Genomic DNA, 17,005 nt, shown 5'->3' with positions numbered 1-17,005 from the left:
ATCACAGACAAACAGGAGCGCCAGCAGGTGATCATTGATGTACTTGGCACATTATACCAAGAGATTTATTCCTGAATTTGATGCGGAATGTCGGTTCTATTGTTCGTATAGCGCATATCTACATAACTGCCCTTCGGTACATTGGCGCTTACGCCTTAGCTGAGCTAGCTGCAACGATTGAGCTAACGGTAAAACGTAATGAGCATGGAAGCGTAGCTGGTTTTAGCGATCAGTTAGAAGCACTTTACACAGCATTGGTAGAGATGAATGCGAAAGTTGAGGGAATGGTGAAGTAAAACCTTTCAGGCTGGGATAAGAGAAATTAAGAAAAACAATGCCCGCACAATAAATGCAGGCACAATTAAATAAACTGAAAATAAACATTGAGCCAACCGCTCCCGATTATTACTCGTCTGACTCTTGCGAGGCATACTCATTTTTCATAAGCCACGCATACGCCGTTGTAAAAGCGGTTTCTTGAAACTGTTTTAAACCCGTGTCAGAAAATGGCACTGCAAGCGGATTTCTACGTAGTGATTCTTTAATATCCGTTGGGCTAAATACTACAACTTGAAGCCCTTCAATCAATTCAATGGCAGCCTCTAGCTTGAAGCCAATTGCACTACCTGCAAATTTACCTTTGCTTTGACGCTGACGAATTATCACTGCATCAATTTTGTAGTCTTCTACAAGTTTAGCGAAGGTGCTTTGGAAGCTCTTTAGGCCCTTCGCACTGGTATCGGCAAGCGTTAAACGGCGCGTACGGCAATCTGGCAAATGAAACAAGCCGTCAGCTAGCGACACCAAACTAACAATTGCTTCATTACCTTTTAAATCTACACCACAAACTTTCATATGTATTCCTAATTACGTTTGTCCGGCATTATAACGTGTTTCACAGCATTTGAGTCATTCAGTAGGTAAGCTTCAACCTCTTAACAGATGTTTTAGCTTAGTACCGACTGAATTGTGTCTTTTGACAAGGGCTTTACGAAATGCTGATCGAACCCTGCCGCTTGGGAGTCCTCTACATATTTTTCTGAGCCCCACCCGCTTTGAGAATAAAACTTAACATTCTCTGATTCAGGTAAGGCTTTCAGCATTTTAACCAGCTCATAACCGTCAATATCTGGCATACCGATATCAAGAAATACGAAGTTAGGTTTAAACGCCTTGAATTCAGCGACAGCCTCTTTAGGAGAAGTAATACCTAGGGCAGTCACTCCCATAGACTCAGCTAATAAGCAATATGCATCTATAAGATCGGCATTGTCGTCAACGAACATGACTTTGGTTTGGCTTTGAATAGCTGGCTCGGCTTCCTGATTGTCAGACTGCTCATAAGCCAATTTAGAGATGGGAAGTCTAACTTCAAAGGTACTTCCCCGGCCTAACCCTTCACTCATTACCGACACATCACCGTGATGCAGCATTACAAGTTTACTCACCAACGTAAGCCCTATTCCTAAACCGCCTTTAGTATGTGTAGAGTGCGCCTCAATTTGGGTAAACATATTAAACACGTCTTTAAGCCTGTCTTCAGGTATCCCCATGCCGTTATCTTTAACAGCAACGACAACCATGACACCTTCCTCTCTGATATCTACAGTTATCCTTCCCTGATCACTCGTATATTTAGCAGCATTGTGAATAATGTTTGAGAATATCTGACTTAAACGCGCTTTATCGCCATAAACCGTCACATCTTTTTCGAGATAATTTACGGTTATATTGTGTTTTTTCGCTTTTACCTGCTGATCAACAATTTCAAGGGAATCTGACAGCACGTCTTGAATACTCAATTTTTCAAACTCAAGCTTGACCTTACCTCGCGTAATACGCGATACATCCATCAAATCGTTGATAAGTTTTGACATGTATTCCGCTTGACGATTAATAATAGCCGTCACTCTTTTACGCGTTTTATCATCGTCAACCGTTTCTAAAATACTTGCGCCAGACATAATAGGCCCAAGCGGATTTCGCAATTCGTGAGCTAACGTGGCAAGAAATTCATTTCTGTAATTATCTTGCTTTTCAAGCTCTTGAATACTGATGTGCATACGTTCTTGCACATCAAGTGCATAAACAAGAAACATTCTATTCAGGCGATTGGCAGTATCGACATCCGCCCTATCAAAACTCGTTGAGCGCCCTTTTATAGTGCGGGTATGGATAGTGAACGAAGCTCTGGGTTTAAGCCGCTGAGCTTTTGGTGCATCTTCAGACTTCTCATCTTCGGCGCCAATCCACTTTTGTACGCGATGGGTTTCCTTCCTGAACCAGGCGGTAAAGTACTGCTTCTTTTCAAACAGTGGAATAATCATTATGCCAGCAATACCGTACTGTCGTGCTTCCGGGTAATCGTCATAAAGCGCGTCGTTGGTATATGGGAACCCGCCTTGGCTGCTTGCTTTGGAAAAAATCTCCTTGATGAGTTCTATCGGTAAAGTAGAACCGAGGGTAATGGTCTCGTACTGAGAATAATAAACAAACCCTGAACTATTAAGCGCGTCTAAAAAAGCGCGCTCGCCACTTTTGACTACACGGCTAATAGGATTTGCTGGACCGATTCTATCCAACATCGCATCAACAGCTTTATCAGTAACATGCTTTTTGCGTTTCGCAATCTCTTCTTCTTTCGCCAACAAATGCCAGCTGAACAGTTGACTTAAATTCTCACATTGCAGTCGTACATCTTGTGGAATATAACAAGCCTCGCGATGGTGGCAAGAAATTAGCCCGTAAAGCTCGCCGTCCGTTACTAAAGAGATCGAAAATGAAGCCCGCAAACCTTGGTTTCTAATGTATTGAAGATGAATAGGTGAAAAGGTTCGCAGCAGCGAGCGAGTGAGATCCAGCGGCTCTCTGCCTGACGCTTCAGTCGATGGAACTAGCCTTGCAGGAGGTAACTCAGTATCAGGGGTTAGTCTTACCCAGTTAGTTTTGTAAAGCGCTCTAGCCTGTGCAGGAATATCTGACGCAGGAAAGTACAAGTCTTGATATGAGTCCATATCATCGGCTTTAGCTTCTGCGATAACTTTCCCTGAGTAGTCATCATTAAATTTGTAAAGTACTACCCTGTCCATATTTGTGAGATACCGAATGGTCGAGACCATTTCTTGGGCCATCTCTCTTAGTGACGTCATTTCTTTAAAGCGCGGAGCAATAGACATAGCATAGAGTTTGATAAATTGCTCTGCGCTATAGGTATCTCTGAATTCAGTTGCGGGCTCTAGCTCAACAACATAGTTTTGACCGGAATCATAAACCACCGCCAAATAATCTATCGCCGTTCCTTCCTCTAACATCGAGGCTTTTAAGTGAAGCTTAATGGGCAGCCTAATCTTGGTTTTTGTAACCCTATCAAACGTTTCTTCAAGAAATGCCCGTTCATTCGTATCTGATGAGAGTATTTCTAAAAAGTGTTTACCAATGAGCGGCTCAGTGAACACTGACTCGCAGTTGTCACTGACAATCGAAATCTTCAAGTCCTTGTAATTAAAAGCAATAAGAAAACCGTAACTTTGTATACTTTCGGGAATATGTATTGGCTCGTCTTCGCAACGTTCAAAGTTAATGTTTTTGGGGGGCTGTGACATGAGGATCCTGAGGTTTGAATAGGTTAACTTATACTTTCATCTAAAGAGCAACGTATCACATCGCTCAACGGGTTGATACTAAACTCCTCCATTGTTTGCGCATGGCGTAAAGGTGCTTGCAAATACACCTAAAACCATTTGCGAAACCGTCTTGTTCTTGCAACACATTTATCCTTTGGGGTGTAAAAATGTGGCCCAACTTAGAAAAAGCGTCATTTAAAAGAAAAAGGCTTTAAAAAGTCACTCAAGAACAAGACCTGATGAAGCTATCGCAGCTTGAGAGCACACATTCTCATCACTTATCGATGTGTATTTATGTGCCCTCAAAGCTTATGTTTCAGTCTTATTCTGCTTACATAGCGTCTAGTTTAGTGAATTGAGCTTTATCAGCCTTCCACCTTCTTTGTCTTCAAGTACATAAATATGACCCATGCTGTCTTGTTCAACTTCGCGTACCCGCTTGCCCCACTCGTAGCGTTCCGCTTCTTCAACCTTCCAGTTTCCTTCATCGTCTTTGTTAAAGGCAACACGCACCAGCGCTTTTGAAGACAAGCCGCCTATGAACCCATTTCCCTTCCAGTCGCTAAACTTATCGCCTTTATAAATGATAAAACCCGCAGGGCTAATGGCAGGCACCCATGCAAATTCAGGTGACTTAAATATAGGGTAGTCTTCGTGGTTAGGAATTTTCACACCTGAGTAATGGTCACCCTGCGACACCGCTGGATAACCATAATTGCGACCGCGTTCAATAATATTGAGTTCATCACCATCGCGCGGCCCCATTTCATGCGCCCATAAATTACCTTGTTCATCAAAATCGATGCCCAGCGGGTTGCGGTGCCCTAACGTCCAAATTTGCTCTGTTACACTGCCTTGACCATAAAACGGATTATCTTCAGGCACACTGCCGTCGTCGTGTAAGCGCAGCACCTTACCCAAATTCATTGCCATGTTTTGAGCAGGCGTGAATTTCTGCCGCTCGCCCGAGGTAATAAACAAATGGCCGTCTGGTGAAAACGCCATACGGTGAGAATAATGCCCATTGCCGGTCATTTTGGGCGACTGACGCCAAATTAGCTCTCTTTCAGACAGCTTCGCGCCACTATCAGATAAGGTAAGCGTGGCTCGCTCTATCACCGCACCGCTGAACGCATCGTCTTTTTCATCTCGTTCAATGTACGAAATATAAATAGTGTTATTCGACGCAAAGTCAGGGTGAATAATGACATCACCTAAACCGCCCTGCCCGCGCGCAGTAACACTTGGCACATTACTAACAGCAAAACGCTTCTGCTGGTTTTCATCAAGCAGCCATAGAGTGCCAGCTTTTTCCGTTACCAAGCTATGCCCGTCGGGTAGAAAAGCCATTGCCCAAGGGTTATCAAATGACGTAAGCACATTACCCGTTACGGTAGTGCCTTTACTGCCTTTCATTTCAATTTGTTCCGACGAATTAGATTGAGCCGAAGCAAAAAAAGACGTGGCAAAGAGTGTAAGTAAAAGCGCTATTTTTTGTCGCGCGTATAGGGTCTGCATGAATTTTGTTTGCATTGTAGTATTAACCTTATTGAAGGTTCGCGTACTGCTAAACACATTATTAATGTGCCACGCAAATAGTTATGGTTAGGGGTGGTTACGTTAATTTGTTTGGTTGGGTTTACATTATTCCGATAGTTGCTTAGGTGTATTTTCCGCCCACAACTAGCCTCGCTGCTTTTAATTAAATAACGTATTAATCCATCACTCCACAGCGCCCAAAGCAACACATCAAACCTAATTAAACTTTTCTTCATGTCTTGGCGACATTTCGGCGACATTTGCTTTGTTAATCTTCATGTGTTTCAACAAACTCAATCAACTTAATAAGGTAATCACATGAGAAAACAAAACAAATTGATATCCTGGCTAAGTCACAGAGGGGCAACAATATGAATAAGCAATCAAAGTCCCGCTCCATATTAGGTTTATGCGCTGTTTTATTTGTTTTCCCTCTCACTTCCAATGCCGACGAATCACCCGGTGCACTGACGATAGTGGTTAAGGATCAAGTCACTGAGCGCCCAATTCCCAGCGCTCAAATCACGCTTAAAGAGCGTGAAACTGCCTCTACCCAAACACTTGAGACTAACGAGCAGGGTCGAATAATAGTTGATGAACTCAACCCCGGGCTCTATTCAGTGAATGTAAGTAAGGCAGGGTTTGCCTCGTTATTTGAACCCAGCATTCGCGTTATTACACGAAAGAACGTTAGGCTTGATTACGAGCTAAGAGCTGAATCTATAGAAGTCGTTGAAGTAAGAGCGCAACAATCAGATTTATCGTCGTCAGCCTCTAATGTTTATATTGATAGAGAATCACTGCGCAGCGCAGTTGGAGGCGGAGCCGACCCACTCTTGTCGCTAGACGGTTTGCCTGGACTCGCGTCTGCAAGCGAGTTTGCTAGCTTCAGCGTGCGCGGAAGAGGCCCAAGAGACAACCTGATATTCGTAGACGACTTCCCGTTTGATAAAGCCATTCACTTCGACGCAACCCTAGGTGAAGAAGAAGATGTTGGCGGCGGCGGTAGATTCTCCATTTTTGCGCCCAATGTTATTAGCGGTGCTGAATTTTCTCCGGGTGGCTGGGGCCCTGCGTATGGCGGCCGTGCAGCATCGCTACTTAAGTTAGATGTGGCAGATGGCAACCCAAGCCCTTCCGCTAGTTTTCGCTATGACCTTGCCGGCTTTGAGGTAGGTTACGATGGCCCTACCGGCATTACTGAAGACTCAACATTGCTTGTTTCTGCAAGACGCTTGGACTTTGGTGAACTCTTTGAAACCATTGACGAGCTGGACATTGGTAACCCTGTATTACGCGACGCCATAGTAAAGTCTGTAATACCGGTAAATCAAAACCATACGCTTGAAGTGCTACTAATTGACACTTATGAAGACTACGAAAGAAATGTGAGCCATGTTTTTGCATCGCCAAATTTTGAAGATGTAGCGCTACTTAATTTCAAACAAGACAGCGACCTGTATGGTTTAACACTACAATCACTTATTGGTGATAATGCGGTTTGGACTAATAGAATCTATTATCGAAAAAGTGACAAGGTGAGTTCAGAAGGTGAAGCCTTCCCTGATCAAGCTCCAGAAGGCGCACCTGCATCAGATTTTCCCGTGCGCGAGAACATCATAACAATTGGTGAAAATGAAACAGAAATTGGATGGCGCACCGACTTTGAAACAATAAACCAGTGGGGATTATTTAGTGCGGGCGCGCGGTTAACTCAAATTGAGCTAGATTACGACACTGTGCTAGACGGTGATTGGATTAGATACGTATACGACGACGATGATTTTAGAGCCAATCCTGAGCAGCGCTACATTGTGCTAACGCCTGAAAACATCAATTCTTCTATACGTCGAAAAGAAACAAACTATGCGGGCTATGTCGACCAAAAATTTGAGTTCAGTGATTGGGATTTCAGCGCAGGATTACGTGCCGAGCGCGATGGCTTTGCCGACCAAACTGTTGTATCACCTAGGTTTAGCGTTAATTGGCAGCCTACTACCTCAATACGATATTTTGCAACAGCTGGTCAATTCTATCAGTCTCCGCGATATTTAGAGCTGGCAGCCAATGAATCGAACAAGCTGAAAAATGAGAAAATAACGCATACGAGTGTAGGCTTAAAACACACTATAACTAAAGATTGGTCGGTGTTGGCGGAAGCGTATTATCAAAATCTAGAAGATTTAGTGGCAGACCTTGATAGAGCAAATGGTACCTTTGCCAATATTGGCGACGGTTCGTCTCACGGGTTCGATATTGTATTAAACGGTACAATCCAAGAAGGGCTTTATGCCACCGCCACCTATTCGTATAACGACGCTGTAATTGACCGAAAAGACGGGCGTGGCGACGTTGCCGCTGAATTTAGTCGTGAGCATGTAGCCACAATAGGCCTAACATGGGAAATAAACGACCGCTGGAAAGTAGCAGGGCGCTATAAATATCTGTCAGGCACGCCTGACGACCTATTTATCATCCATTCTGATGTGCTGGGGCCGGGCGAACCTTTGCGCTATTCGAAAGAGATTACGCAGCGCAATGTGGGCCGTAAAAGTGGCACCGGTTTGTTAAATGTACGTGTGGACTATCGCCGCGCTGTTGGCCCTGTAGATATCACTGCCTTTCTTGATGTCATTAACGTAACGGCAGCATCATCGGGAGATGAAAGTGAGTTTGACTACCGCCGTGGCGTTGAAGTAATAGACAGCAGCGAAGCCGAGCCGTTAATTGGATTGCGCTTAGACTACGCTTGGTAATAAAGGAACAATTCATGTTACAACCGCCGGGGGCATTGCCCATTAGAGTATTAGTTGTTGAAGATAATCGCGATATCTGTGACAACATTGCCGCTTATCTTGAAAAGCATAACTTTATACTCGATTTTGCCTATGATGGGATAAGCGCGATGCACCTGGCTGTTACTCATGCTTTCGACGTAATTGTGCTAGACCTTACGCTTCCTGGGATGGACGGTCTGCACTTTTGCCAAAAGCTGCGAACTGAAGCCAAGCTTCAAACGCCGTTACTTATGCTTACCGCCAGAGATACGCTTGACGACAAAATTAAAGGCTTCGAAGTTGGAGCAGACGACTACTTGGTTAAACCGTTCGCCTTACAGGAGCTTCACGTACGACTTCATGCACTGTTTAAACGTAGTAATGGCAAAGCAGAGAACGTATTAACTGTGGGAGATCTCACGCTTAACAAATCAACCCTACAAGTTCACCGCAGTGGACAACGAATTGATATCACACCTACCTGTATGAAGCTGCTACAGCGATTAATGGAAGTCTCTCCTTCTGTGGTAACTCGCGATACACTTGAAACACTACTTTGGGCAGATGAACAGCCTGACGGGGACGCGCTGCGATCGCACATGTACAAGCTACGGCAAGCTGTTGATAGGTCGTTTGAGCAACCGCTAATTCATACGGTTCATCGCATTGGATATCGAATTGCTAAGGATATGTAGTGGTGTATAAGCACAGTTTACGCAAACGCGTAGCCATAGCCTTTGCCGTGTGTGTTGCTGTACTAAGCATAGTATGGGGCTTTGCTTTTTTTAGTGGAATTAGGCTAAGCGAAGACCGCGTATTGTCGCAGCAGCTTGAAGTAGCCGCTGAAAACTACCCTGCCCTTACATCAAACCTGCAAAGCTATACCCAAATTGATGACTTACCAGCTTCCCTTAGAGAGTGGGCTCGTACCAATCCAGAAAAAGGGTTGTATGAGTTTGACGCCGAAGAATTACAGGTTGCAGTAATAAACCCTTCCGGCTCCACACAAAACGCCTATGTCGTTTTTGACGTTGCCGGCATTGAAGCCAATTCATCAGAAGATTGGTGGCTGCTAGTTGCTATAACTGGCGTGGTAGGCACATTAGGCCTGTTTGGTTTTATTTTAGGGTTGTTTATTATGCGCAAAGCGGTGGCGCCAGTGGTGGAGCTTGCTAACGTTGTTGCAAAAATTGACCCCAAACATTTAACTGCCGACGATCATAAACGCATTAGGTCGAGCCGATTCGTAGATGACGAAGTAGGTCTGTTAGCGATGACAATTGAAAAGACCCTTGAAAGAGTTAGCGACTTTGTTGAACGCGAACGCAATTTCACCAATGCAGCCAGCCACGAATTACGCACCCCAGTGACGGTAATTTCGGGTGCGCTCGAAATACTTGAACAAAGTGATTTGGATAATGGTGACAAAAAGGCGCTAGATAGAATGCGGCGTGCCACGCTAGACATGAAAAACATGATTGAAATGTTTTTGTGTTTAGCCCGCGAGACCGACGACGGCTTGTATAACGAACAGTTTAGCGTTGCGCCCCTAGTGTATAAAGCCATTGACCAACAGCGCTACCTTTTGCGAGGAAAGTCAGTTGATATTGAACTAGACGAAGCGGCAAACCCCAGCGTTTTCGGGCATCCACAGGCTTTTTCTATCGCCGTTACAAACCTTGTACGTAATGCGTTCGAACACACCTTAGATAACCACGGCCCAGTCATTGTAGTAATTAAAGACAACGAACTCATTGTAAGCAATCACACAAATAAGCATGTTGAACAGCAGGTAACATTCCCTGTCGAATCCCATACAACAAATAACGGCCTTGGTTTAGGCATTGTGCAGCGTTTGTGTGAGAAAAATAACTGGACGTTTTCACTAAGCACATCTGAAAATCTAGTCATTGCTCGGTTAGGTTGGTGAGCTAGAAAAAACAGCCAATGCTTTTGTGCTTAACGCCTTACCGTATGTTGAGAATGAAGAGTATTTTCATGAGGATGGCGGACGATTTTTTGCTAAGAACGGGAGTAGTGTTCTTTTTGAAATGGTCGATGAAAATGGGCTGGTTAAAGCGATTGCTATGGATGGTAGTATTCGGAGTGTTAAGGAATAGCGAAAATGAGTATCGAACTCTGAGCATACTAAATATCGAGCCGCAAGTTTTCCTGTATCTCGTCTATCAGTGTTTTTGGTACATCCCATTCCTCAGCAAGCTGACGCCAAGTTGATATGTGCTCAATCGTGGCATCAATAATATCGTCGATCTTTTTCTTGCTAAAAATTGGGCTAAGTTTTTCTAAACTATAGAAATCACTTCGAGTAAATTTATCTCTTTTACCATTCAAGCTCATCCAATGGCTGTTTACCCATTTACTGCCTGGTTTATAGCTATATGCCAAATCATAAGCTGGTGCGAGAGACCATTTGTCTTTTTTTAATATAAAGGCAAAGTTCTTTGAGTGGTCGTCGTGATTTCGAGCAATAATATTGAACGTCATGCGCTTAAATAGCTGCTCAGCTTCAACAGCAGAAAGCTTCAACTGTCTGGCAATACCAAATAATTCTTCGTATGAAAATGCCCCCGGCTTTTTATAATCAACGTGAGCAAGCCCGTTTAGCGTTTGTACGTGTACCTTGGTATTTTTATTTCGATCAAACCGTTGTGTAATAAAGTGGCGCCGATTGCCCTCATGAAGTAAGCGGCATGGCATCATATCGACACCGCATTTCTTAGCCATTAAATGATAAACAAATTCCATTGCACCATAGCCTAATGGGTCACCGAAGGTTTCTTGATTTTTGTTGTGTTCACTAACGCCGTCAAATTTCATCAAATAATGAGTAAAACCACTTGGCACTTTGGCTTGGCCGGAGCGAACTTGAGTAAAATCTCCATTAAATGCTAATACGGCTTTCGGTCGTGCTCCTCCCGCACTCATGCCAACAGATAATAAAGACATCATTGCCTCCCTATCGTCTTGGCCACTTTGTTTGAGTTCTACTTCAAAGTTACCTCGTAAATCTAAGATTTCTTGTGCAATTGAAACGAGGGATTGGATTTCTACTTGCTGTGAAGCATTTAAACTTCGTAACTTTGTAGCTGGCGCATACTCAAGCGCGCCCATGCCTCGCTTTCCCGTATATTGAAGGCGTTGCAGTGGGGTAATGTCACTAGGTGATCGACCTTGACCTGCAACCCATGCGTTAAGAACTGCGTTACCAAAATCATCAGGTAAGGAGTCAGCTATTAAACCCGGTAGGCCTTTAAAGGTGTTGAAATCCAGTTCGGGAAAGCTATAAATGCGATTCGATAATGGCATTTTGATCGGGGACAGTTCGATGCCTTTTTTTATGAAGCCTGGAGCATATTCAAACGACCCTAATCCCTTTTCAGTGTCAAAACTCACAGCACCAACGACATCGTCTTGGTATGTTATTGTAATAACTTCCATTACCATTCTGATGTTTCCTCATTTTTGTTACTGCGCTGACCAGAGGCTCTCTGCCTTTTCTTTCCTTGCAGTTTGGCCAGCTGTAAGGGAGAAATTTCTTGTTTAGGGAGAAATAGATCAATCTGCTCCGTGAGGTCTAATGCCATTAATATAGCAATCATAATGTTGAGCTGAACCTTTCCCTTTTCTGCGTTTAAAACCGTTTTGCGAGCAATGCCAGCAAGCTCCGCCACTTCTGATTGTGTTAAGTCTCGATTTAGTCGAGCTTGTTTCAATCTGTCGCCGATCTCTTCTGCTAATGCTGTAGCTGTTACGCTCTTCACTATAAAGCCCCAAATTAGTTACACTATGTGAAACATCTCCACTTAATATCCTTAATTTAGGACTTTAAAGCGACGTTGTCAAATCTCTATATAGAGTGCAACTTTGGTTGCATTAAGCGTTTTTTAATCTATTAAAGTAACCATTTTGGGTCTTTATGAGAATTTAAGAAATATTGTTAATGATAGATAAGAGCGATAATCGGAGGTGAGCATACCACTTACTGTCCATTGAAGGCTATCGGGTGACTCACGAATTGAACTAGTTCACTCTGGCAAGCTGAAGGCTCAGGCATTTAGATGCTATGGCCGCTAAAGGCTACTGGAATGCATTTCAAGAAGTTAAAAAAGCCGTGTTAGCGGTATTAGAAGGCAAGAACGCTGGCGATGTATTGGAACAGTCACACGGCGATTGATATCTCGCCTTATTTGGCCCAAGCGTTGCGGCCGGTATTTTCGGGCATCCACAAGCTTTTTCTATCGCCGTTATAAACCTTGTACGTAACGCGTTCGAACACACCTTAGATAACCAGGGCCCTGTCAGCGTAGTAATTAAAGACAACGAACTCATTGTAAGCAATCACACAAATAAGCATGTTGACCAGCAGGTAACATTACCTGCCGAACCCCATATAACAAATAACGGCCTTGGGTTAGGCATTGTGCAGCGTTTGTGTGAGAAAAATAACTGGACGTTTTCACTAAGCACATCTGAAAATTTAGTCGTTGCCAGGTTGAGTTGGTGAGTGTTTTGTTGGTGGAGAGTATTTTTAATTTACAGTTTATTGATGAATATCGTCTTCAATCATAAGACCTTTCCTGATTAAGCTGTGTTTCCCTAATTCCCCCATCCCAAACCAAGGTTTAATTCACTTTAACTAAGACTTGTACGGAGCTCCCGGAGGCGTTAAGCAAGCCACACTTTGACAAGCCATACTATCTGTGACAGGTTAAAGTAGTTTAATTATAAAAACTTACGTTAATTCGATCTGCCCTGCGCACAACGAAAAAGGAATTTCAAATGTACAGACAGCTGGCTTTCACCTTTATAGGTGTATTACTAAGTATTAGTTTTCAAGCTTCAGCCAAAGTGCGTGGCGAGGCCAACGTTGTAATAATAAAGTCAGAGGTTTTGAATGAGTCGCGAGAACTACTTATTCACTTACCAAATAACTATTCCCGCTATAAAGACACCACCTACCCAGTTTTATATTTGCTAGATGGACAGCGTAATTTTGCCCATACCGTAGGCACGCTTGATCTGCTAAATCAGTCTGGAATGGCGCAGGAAATGATTGTTATCGGTATTACCAACACCGAGCGCACCCGAGACTTCACACCTACCTATGATGAAAGCTACAACCAGTGGGGAATATCTGGTGGTGCCGACAACTTTTTAGACTTTCTAGAAAAAGAACTAAAGCCCTATATAAAGGCAAACTATCGCACCAATAAGTACGCGATTATCTCAGGGCATTCATTAAGCGCCCTTTTTACCGTGTACGCATTGCAAGAGAGGCCTGAACTGTTTCAAGCTTACTTCGCCTTTAGCCCAAGTTTGTGGTGGCACGAAGAAGTGATATTTCCAGAGGCAAAAACGTTCCTTGCGTCAGATAGCGACCTTAACAAATACCTTTATATCAATATGGGTAACGAAGGTGGAAACATGCTAAGCGCATACGAACGTTACTCTGAACTACTAAATAGCAGTGAACGAAAAGGGTTTACCTTTGACACGGAGCTAGACACATCTGAAAGCCACAATACGACTGCACTTGTAGGTATGAGCTTGGCGCTTCAAAAGCAGCTAAATTCGTTACGCCCAACAGGTGCGATAATACAAGAAGGTATTCCTGCGGTAGAGCGTTACTATAAAGACCTTTCTGCGAAATACGCTTTTGAAGCAAAGCCAGAATATAAAGCAGTAAACCACGCGGGTTACGCTGCGTTGAACGCACAAGACTTTGACTCTGCCATTGCAATTTTTAAGAACAATATAGCTCGCTTCCCCAACAAATCTGACGCTTACGACAGTCTGGCAGACGGTTATGAATCTAACGGCGATTTAGCCATGGCACTTGAAATGCGAGAGAAAGCGCTAGCAATGAGCTATGAAGAAAATGTTGAAAATGGTGCTTTTAAAACGCGGTTGGCGAATTTGCGAAAGAAGATTGCGGAAGGTACAGGCGACTAGCTATCAAGTGCCTGAACTAGAAAATCGTCAGCATTGACCGAATAATAGTAGGAACGTACTCTGGTACGTTCACTCGTAATGGAATACACATAATGACATCAATCAAGCTCTTCTCCTCTTTTACACTTTCGCTTTGTTTAGCGTCGTTATTGGGCTGTACAGAGCCTGAAACCTTTCCCGCCTCCCCTTCTGCTGCCGCAGAATCAAAAGAAGCCAACCTTTTAAAAACAGGCCTTACTGAACGCATTCGAATTGAAGGGCAAGAGGTTGATTACCAATCTTTGGAGCAAAGACAAGCGCATTATGATGTACCTGGTGTGTCTGTCGCGTTTATGAGAAATGGGCAAATAGCTTGGACCATGCAAAGCGGCGTTAAAGATTTGACTTCTGAATTGGCTATTGATGAAAACACGGTGTTCCAAGCAGGCAGTATTTCTAAACCCGCATTTGCGGCAGTATTGATGAAGTACCGCGAAGATAACCCACTAGATTTAGATGCAGATGTTAATACCTTACTCACCAGCTGGCAGTTGCCTGAACATGAATGGACAGGGCAAGACACTGTTTCTTTACGCAGATTATTAAGCCACACGGCAGGCACCACAGTACATGGCTTTCCTGGTTACGCAGCGGGCGAACCAGTACCTACTTTGCAGCAGGTGCTAGAAGGTGTATTTCCCGCCAATACCGATGCCGTTGTTGTTGATATTCAACCTGGCACGCAAATGCGTTATTCCGGTGGCGGCACTACGCTTGCTCAGCTTACCTTGCAAGACGTAGCTAACGAGCCCCTGCCAACTCTGTCACAACGGCTTTTGTTTAAACCTTTAGGCATGACACGTTCTGGCTTCGAGCAACCCATTGCAACAAACCTATCAAACAATATGGCGACGCCGTATGACGGAGACGGTGCGCCAATTAAGGGTGGCGCCCATACCTACGCCACATTAGCAGCTGCAGGCATGTGGAGTACGCCATCAGACATGTTGAAATTGGCAAGCGGCGTGCGCAGTGCGTATTTAGGGCAGAAAACCGACTGGATATCGCAAGCCACCGCGCAAAAAATGTTAACCAACAATACGCCAAGCACTGAGCCGCCTAACGTAGGAATAGGCTTTTTTATCAACATGAGTGACGATGGAGAAATTCTGGGCTTTGGTCACGGTGGCGCAGATGCTGGGTTTATGTCGCAGCTATACCTTGAACTAGATACCGGCAACGGCTACGCCATTATGACGAACGGCAATAACGGCAGGCAGTTAATAACTGAACTAGAAATACGCTTAAAAGAAGCGTTAAACGTTGGTTACTCGGAAGCTGAAGTTAGGAAATTAGTCTCCATAAACCAAAAGGAACTGAGTAAATACATTGGAACCTACGTGGTAACTAACCCAGTTAACGTTGATGTGGTACTAGAAAAAACAGTCAATGGTTTTGTGCTTAACGCCTTACCTTATGTTGAAAATGAAGAGTATTTTCATGAGGGTGGCGGACGATTTTTTGCTAAGAATGGGAGTAGTATTGGTTTTGAGGGTGACAACGAAAGCGGGCTGGCTAAAGTGCTTGTTATGGATGGTGGTATTCGGGGTGTTAGAAAAGAATAGTTGATAGTGTGAGAACTGATACATGGGCCAAATCCTTTTTTGTGTTAGTTGCCGCCGTTAATATATTCGAAGTCAGACGGCTGCTAAGTACCTTGAGTTCAATCAATGGGCGCAACACATCGGTTAAATTTCTGTGCTGGTGTTTCATAGTCTAACGTTTTTCTTGGTCTTTCGTTAAGTTGTCTCGCTACACTGCTAAGTTTTTGTTGGCTGTGGACTGATAAGTCGGTACTTTTTGGAAAATACTGCCGTAATAATCGATTGGTGTTTTCATTGGAACCACGTTGCCACGGTGAGTAAGGATCACAAAGATAGACTTTTATATCAGTGGCTAGAGTGAATTGTTTGTGATCTTTTATTTCTCTCCCTCTGTCCCAAGTTAGAGATTTATATAGTTCCTTAGGTAGTTTTTGAGCGTGTTTGATAAGAGCAGCAATCACGGTCGACGTTTTACTATCATCCACTTTTACCAGCATTACGAATCGAGAGTGCCTCTCTACTAGTGTTGCTATGTAACTGTTGTTAGAGCCACATATAAGGTCGCCTTCCCAGTGACCAGGTATCGCTCTATCTTCAACTGATGCAGGTCGCTCACTTATAGAAACGGCGTCAGGAATTTTTCCTAGACCTAACCTTTTCAGTGAAGATTGACGCGACTTGCGAACCACTCTTTTTGACCGCAAACACTTTTGCAGCTCTTTCTTTAGAGCGCCTCGCGTCTGAATGAAGAGTGTTTTATAGATGGTTTCGTGAGACACGTACATTTCCTGATTATCGGGGTATTGTCGCTTTAACCAACCCGCAATTTGTTGTGGCGACCATGCCCTTTTAAGCTTAACGGCTATCAGTTTACATAACTCTGGGGATCCAATTAACTTACATGGCTTGGGTCTCAATGCTTCATCCCATGCTCGTTGTTCAGCTTTTACGGCTCGGTAGTGCTTTAACCCACCATTTCTTTTTACTTCACGGCTAATTGTAGATGGTGCTCTGGACAAACGTCTGGCAATTTCTCGAATGGATTGTTTACCGACTAAGCATCTTGATATTTCTTCTCTTTCATCAAGCGAGAGAGACTGTGGATGTCTTTTTCGTTCTGGTGGCCGATACCCACCAGTTTGATAAATAGTTGGCATAATAGAAGAGTGAAAGCGATCAAACATTCTAGCGATATCATGCAGCGAATCACCTCGCTTATATCTGTCCCAAATAAGTGCTTTCTGTTCTGGTGAGTAATAGATACGTTTTCTTTGTTTCATGGCAACATTCCTCCTTTAATAAGGATAGCGTTGCACTCACCAATTGAACTCAAGGTCTTGAGCGGACGTCGAAAATTCAATTGTAGAAGTTGCACTCTGCTACATCAGCCGTTTAAATACTAAAATTGAAAAAACATCGAGTAGGGTGAGGCGTCACCGCCTCATCCCTCTCACAGAACCGTACATACGGGCCTCGTATACGGCTCATATACACAGTTATTTAGCGTAAT

12 protein-coding genes are annotated in these 17,005 nt (G+C 43.7%); 6 read left to right on the top strand and 6 right to left on the bottom strand.

Annotated features, from left to right (window positions below):
* The first annotated feature begins 80 nt into the window (after nucleotides 1-80).
* Nucleotides 81-296, top strand: coding sequence for a hypothetical protein (locus MHN09_RS18775; protein WP_239241703.1), 216 nt, complete (start codon nucleotides 81-83; stop codon nucleotides 294-296).
* A 109-nt stretch (nucleotides 297-405) separates the two neighbouring features.
* Here MHN09_RS18775 and MHN09_RS18770 read toward each other — a convergent pair whose 3' ends face one another.
* From MHN09_RS18770 to MHN09_RS18760, 3 genes are all read right to left on the bottom strand, one after another.
* Nucleotides 406-855, bottom strand: coding sequence for a DUF3010 family protein (locus tag MHN09_RS18770; RefSeq protein ID WP_014950351.1), 450 nt, complete (start codon nucleotides 853-855; stop codon nucleotides 406-408).
* 92 nt (nucleotides 856-947) lie between these two features.
* On the bottom strand, nucleotides 948-3,602 hold the full coding sequence (locus MHN09_RS18765; protein WP_239241702.1) for an ATP-binding protein: 2,655 nt from the start codon (nucleotides 3,600-3,602) through the stop codon (nucleotides 948-950).
* A gap of 363 nt (nucleotides 3,603-3,965) precedes the next feature.
* On the bottom strand, nucleotides 3,966-5,156 hold the full coding sequence (locus tag MHN09_RS18760) for a PQQ-dependent sugar dehydrogenase (RefSeq protein ID WP_239241701.1): 1,191 nt from the start codon (nucleotides 5,154-5,156) through the stop codon (nucleotides 3,966-3,968).
* Nucleotides 5,157-5,533: 377 nt separating this feature from the next.
* On the opposite strand from MHN09_RS18760, the gene MHN09_RS18755 reads away from it, so the two are divergent.
* Genes MHN09_RS18755 through MHN09_RS21600 form a run of 3 tightly spaced genes read left to right on the top strand, consistent with a single transcriptional unit; the run spans nucleotide 5,534 to nucleotide 9,869 of the window.
* The gene (locus tag MHN09_RS18755; protein WP_239241700.1) at nucleotides 5,534-7,918 is read left to right on the top strand and encodes a TonB-dependent receptor; all 2,385 of its coding nucleotides are present in this window, start codon (nucleotides 5,534-5,536) and stop codon (nucleotides 7,916-7,918) included.
* Nucleotides 7,919-7,959: 41 nt separating this feature from the next.
* Entirely contained in the window at nucleotides 7,960-8,634 is a 675-nt protein-coding gene (locus MHN09_RS18750) for a response regulator transcription factor (protein ID WP_239241704.1), read from the top strand.
* Nucleotides 8,634-9,869 carry a HAMP domain-containing sensor histidine kinase gene (locus MHN09_RS21600; RefSeq protein WP_239241699.1) on the top strand — a complete coding sequence of 412 codons (1,236 nt, stop codon included), beginning with the start codon at nucleotides 8,634-8,636 and terminating at the stop codon, nucleotides 9,867-9,869. The genes MHN09_RS18750 and MHN09_RS21600 overlap by 1 nt, the downstream gene beginning before the upstream one ends.
* Before the next feature lie 218 nt (nucleotides 9,870-10,087).
* On the opposite strand, the gene MHN09_RS18740 is transcribed toward MHN09_RS21600, so the two are convergent.
* The gene (locus MHN09_RS18740; RefSeq protein WP_343300031.1) at nucleotides 10,088-11,398 is read right to left on the bottom strand and encodes a type II toxin-antitoxin system HipA family toxin; all 1,311 of its coding nucleotides are present in this window, start codon (nucleotides 11,396-11,398) and stop codon (nucleotides 10,088-10,090) included.
* Nucleotides 11,398-11,721 carry a helix-turn-helix domain-containing protein gene (locus MHN09_RS18735; protein ID WP_071969360.1) on the bottom strand — a complete coding sequence of 108 codons (324 nt, stop codon included), beginning with the start codon at nucleotides 11,719-11,721 and terminating at the stop codon, nucleotides 11,398-11,400. Before MHN09_RS18735 ends, MHN09_RS18740 begins: the two co-directional genes overlap by 1 nt.
* A gap of 1,018 nt (nucleotides 11,722-12,739) precedes the next feature.
* Between MHN09_RS18735 and MHN09_RS18730 the strand changes: the two genes are divergently transcribed.
* Nucleotides 12,740-13,912, top strand: a complete 1,173-nt coding sequence (locus MHN09_RS18730; RefSeq protein WP_239241697.1) for an alpha/beta hydrolase-fold protein — start codon at nucleotides 12,740-12,742, stop codon at nucleotides 13,910-13,912.
* Nucleotides 13,913-14,004: 92 nt separating this feature from the next.
* Entirely contained in the window at nucleotides 14,005-15,516 is a 1,512-nt protein-coding gene (locus MHN09_RS18725; protein ID WP_239241696.1) for a serine hydrolase domain-containing protein, read from the top strand.
* 98 nt (nucleotides 15,517-15,614) lie between these two features.
* Here the strand turns inward: MHN09_RS18725 and MHN09_RS18720 are convergent, their stop codons facing one another.
* On the bottom strand, nucleotides 15,615-16,775 hold the full coding sequence (locus MHN09_RS18720; RefSeq protein WP_020742410.1) for an IS30 family transposase: 1,161 nt from the start codon (nucleotides 16,773-16,775) through the stop codon (nucleotides 15,615-15,617).
* Nucleotides 16,776-17,005: the final 230 nt, after the last annotated feature.

It is taken from the genome of Alteromonas sp. MmMcT2-5 (assembly GCF_022348315.1).
Classification (GTDB): Bacteria; Pseudomonadota; Gammaproteobacteria; order Enterobacterales; family Alteromonadaceae; genus Alteromonas; species Alteromonas macleodii.
The sequence above is the reverse complement of the archived record's forward strand: the minus strand, read 5'-3'. Positions and strand labels throughout refer to the sequence as shown.

Excerpts from the sequence above, each read along its gene's own strand:
- MHN09_RS18760 (WP_239241701.1), bottom strand. The coding sequence starts at position 5,156 with ATGCAAACAAAATTCATGCAGACCCTATACGCGCGACAAAAAATAGCG.
- MHN09_RS18775 (WP_239241703.1), top strand. The coding sequence starts at position 81 with ATGCGGAATGTCGGTTCTATTGTTCGTATAGCGCATATCTACATAACT.
- MHN09_RS18755 (WP_239241700.1), top strand. The coding sequence starts at position 5,534 with ATGAATAAGCAATCAAAGTCCCGCTCCATATTAGGTTTATGCGCTGTT.
- MHN09_RS18720 (WP_020742410.1), bottom strand. The coding sequence starts at position 16,775 with ATGAAACAAAGAAAACGTATCTATTACTCACCAGAACAGAAAGCACTT.
- MHN09_RS18740 (WP_343300031.1), bottom strand. The coding sequence starts at position 11,398 with ATGGAAGTTATTACAATAACATACCAAGACGATGTCGTTGGTGCTGTG.
- MHN09_RS18765 (WP_239241702.1), bottom strand. The coding sequence starts at position 3,602 with ATGTCACAGCCCCCCAAAAACATTAACTTTGAACGTTGCGAAGACGAG.
- MHN09_RS18725 (WP_239241696.1), top strand. The coding sequence starts at position 14,005 with ATGACATCAATCAAGCTCTTCTCCTCTTTTACACTTTCGCTTTGTTTA.
- MHN09_RS18770 (WP_014950351.1), bottom strand. The coding sequence starts at position 855 with ATGAAAGTTTGTGGTGTAGATTTAAAAGGTAATGAAGCAATTGTTAGT.
- MHN09_RS18730 (WP_239241697.1), top strand. The coding sequence starts at position 12,740 with ATGTACAGACAGCTGGCTTTCACCTTTATAGGTGTATTACTAAGTATT.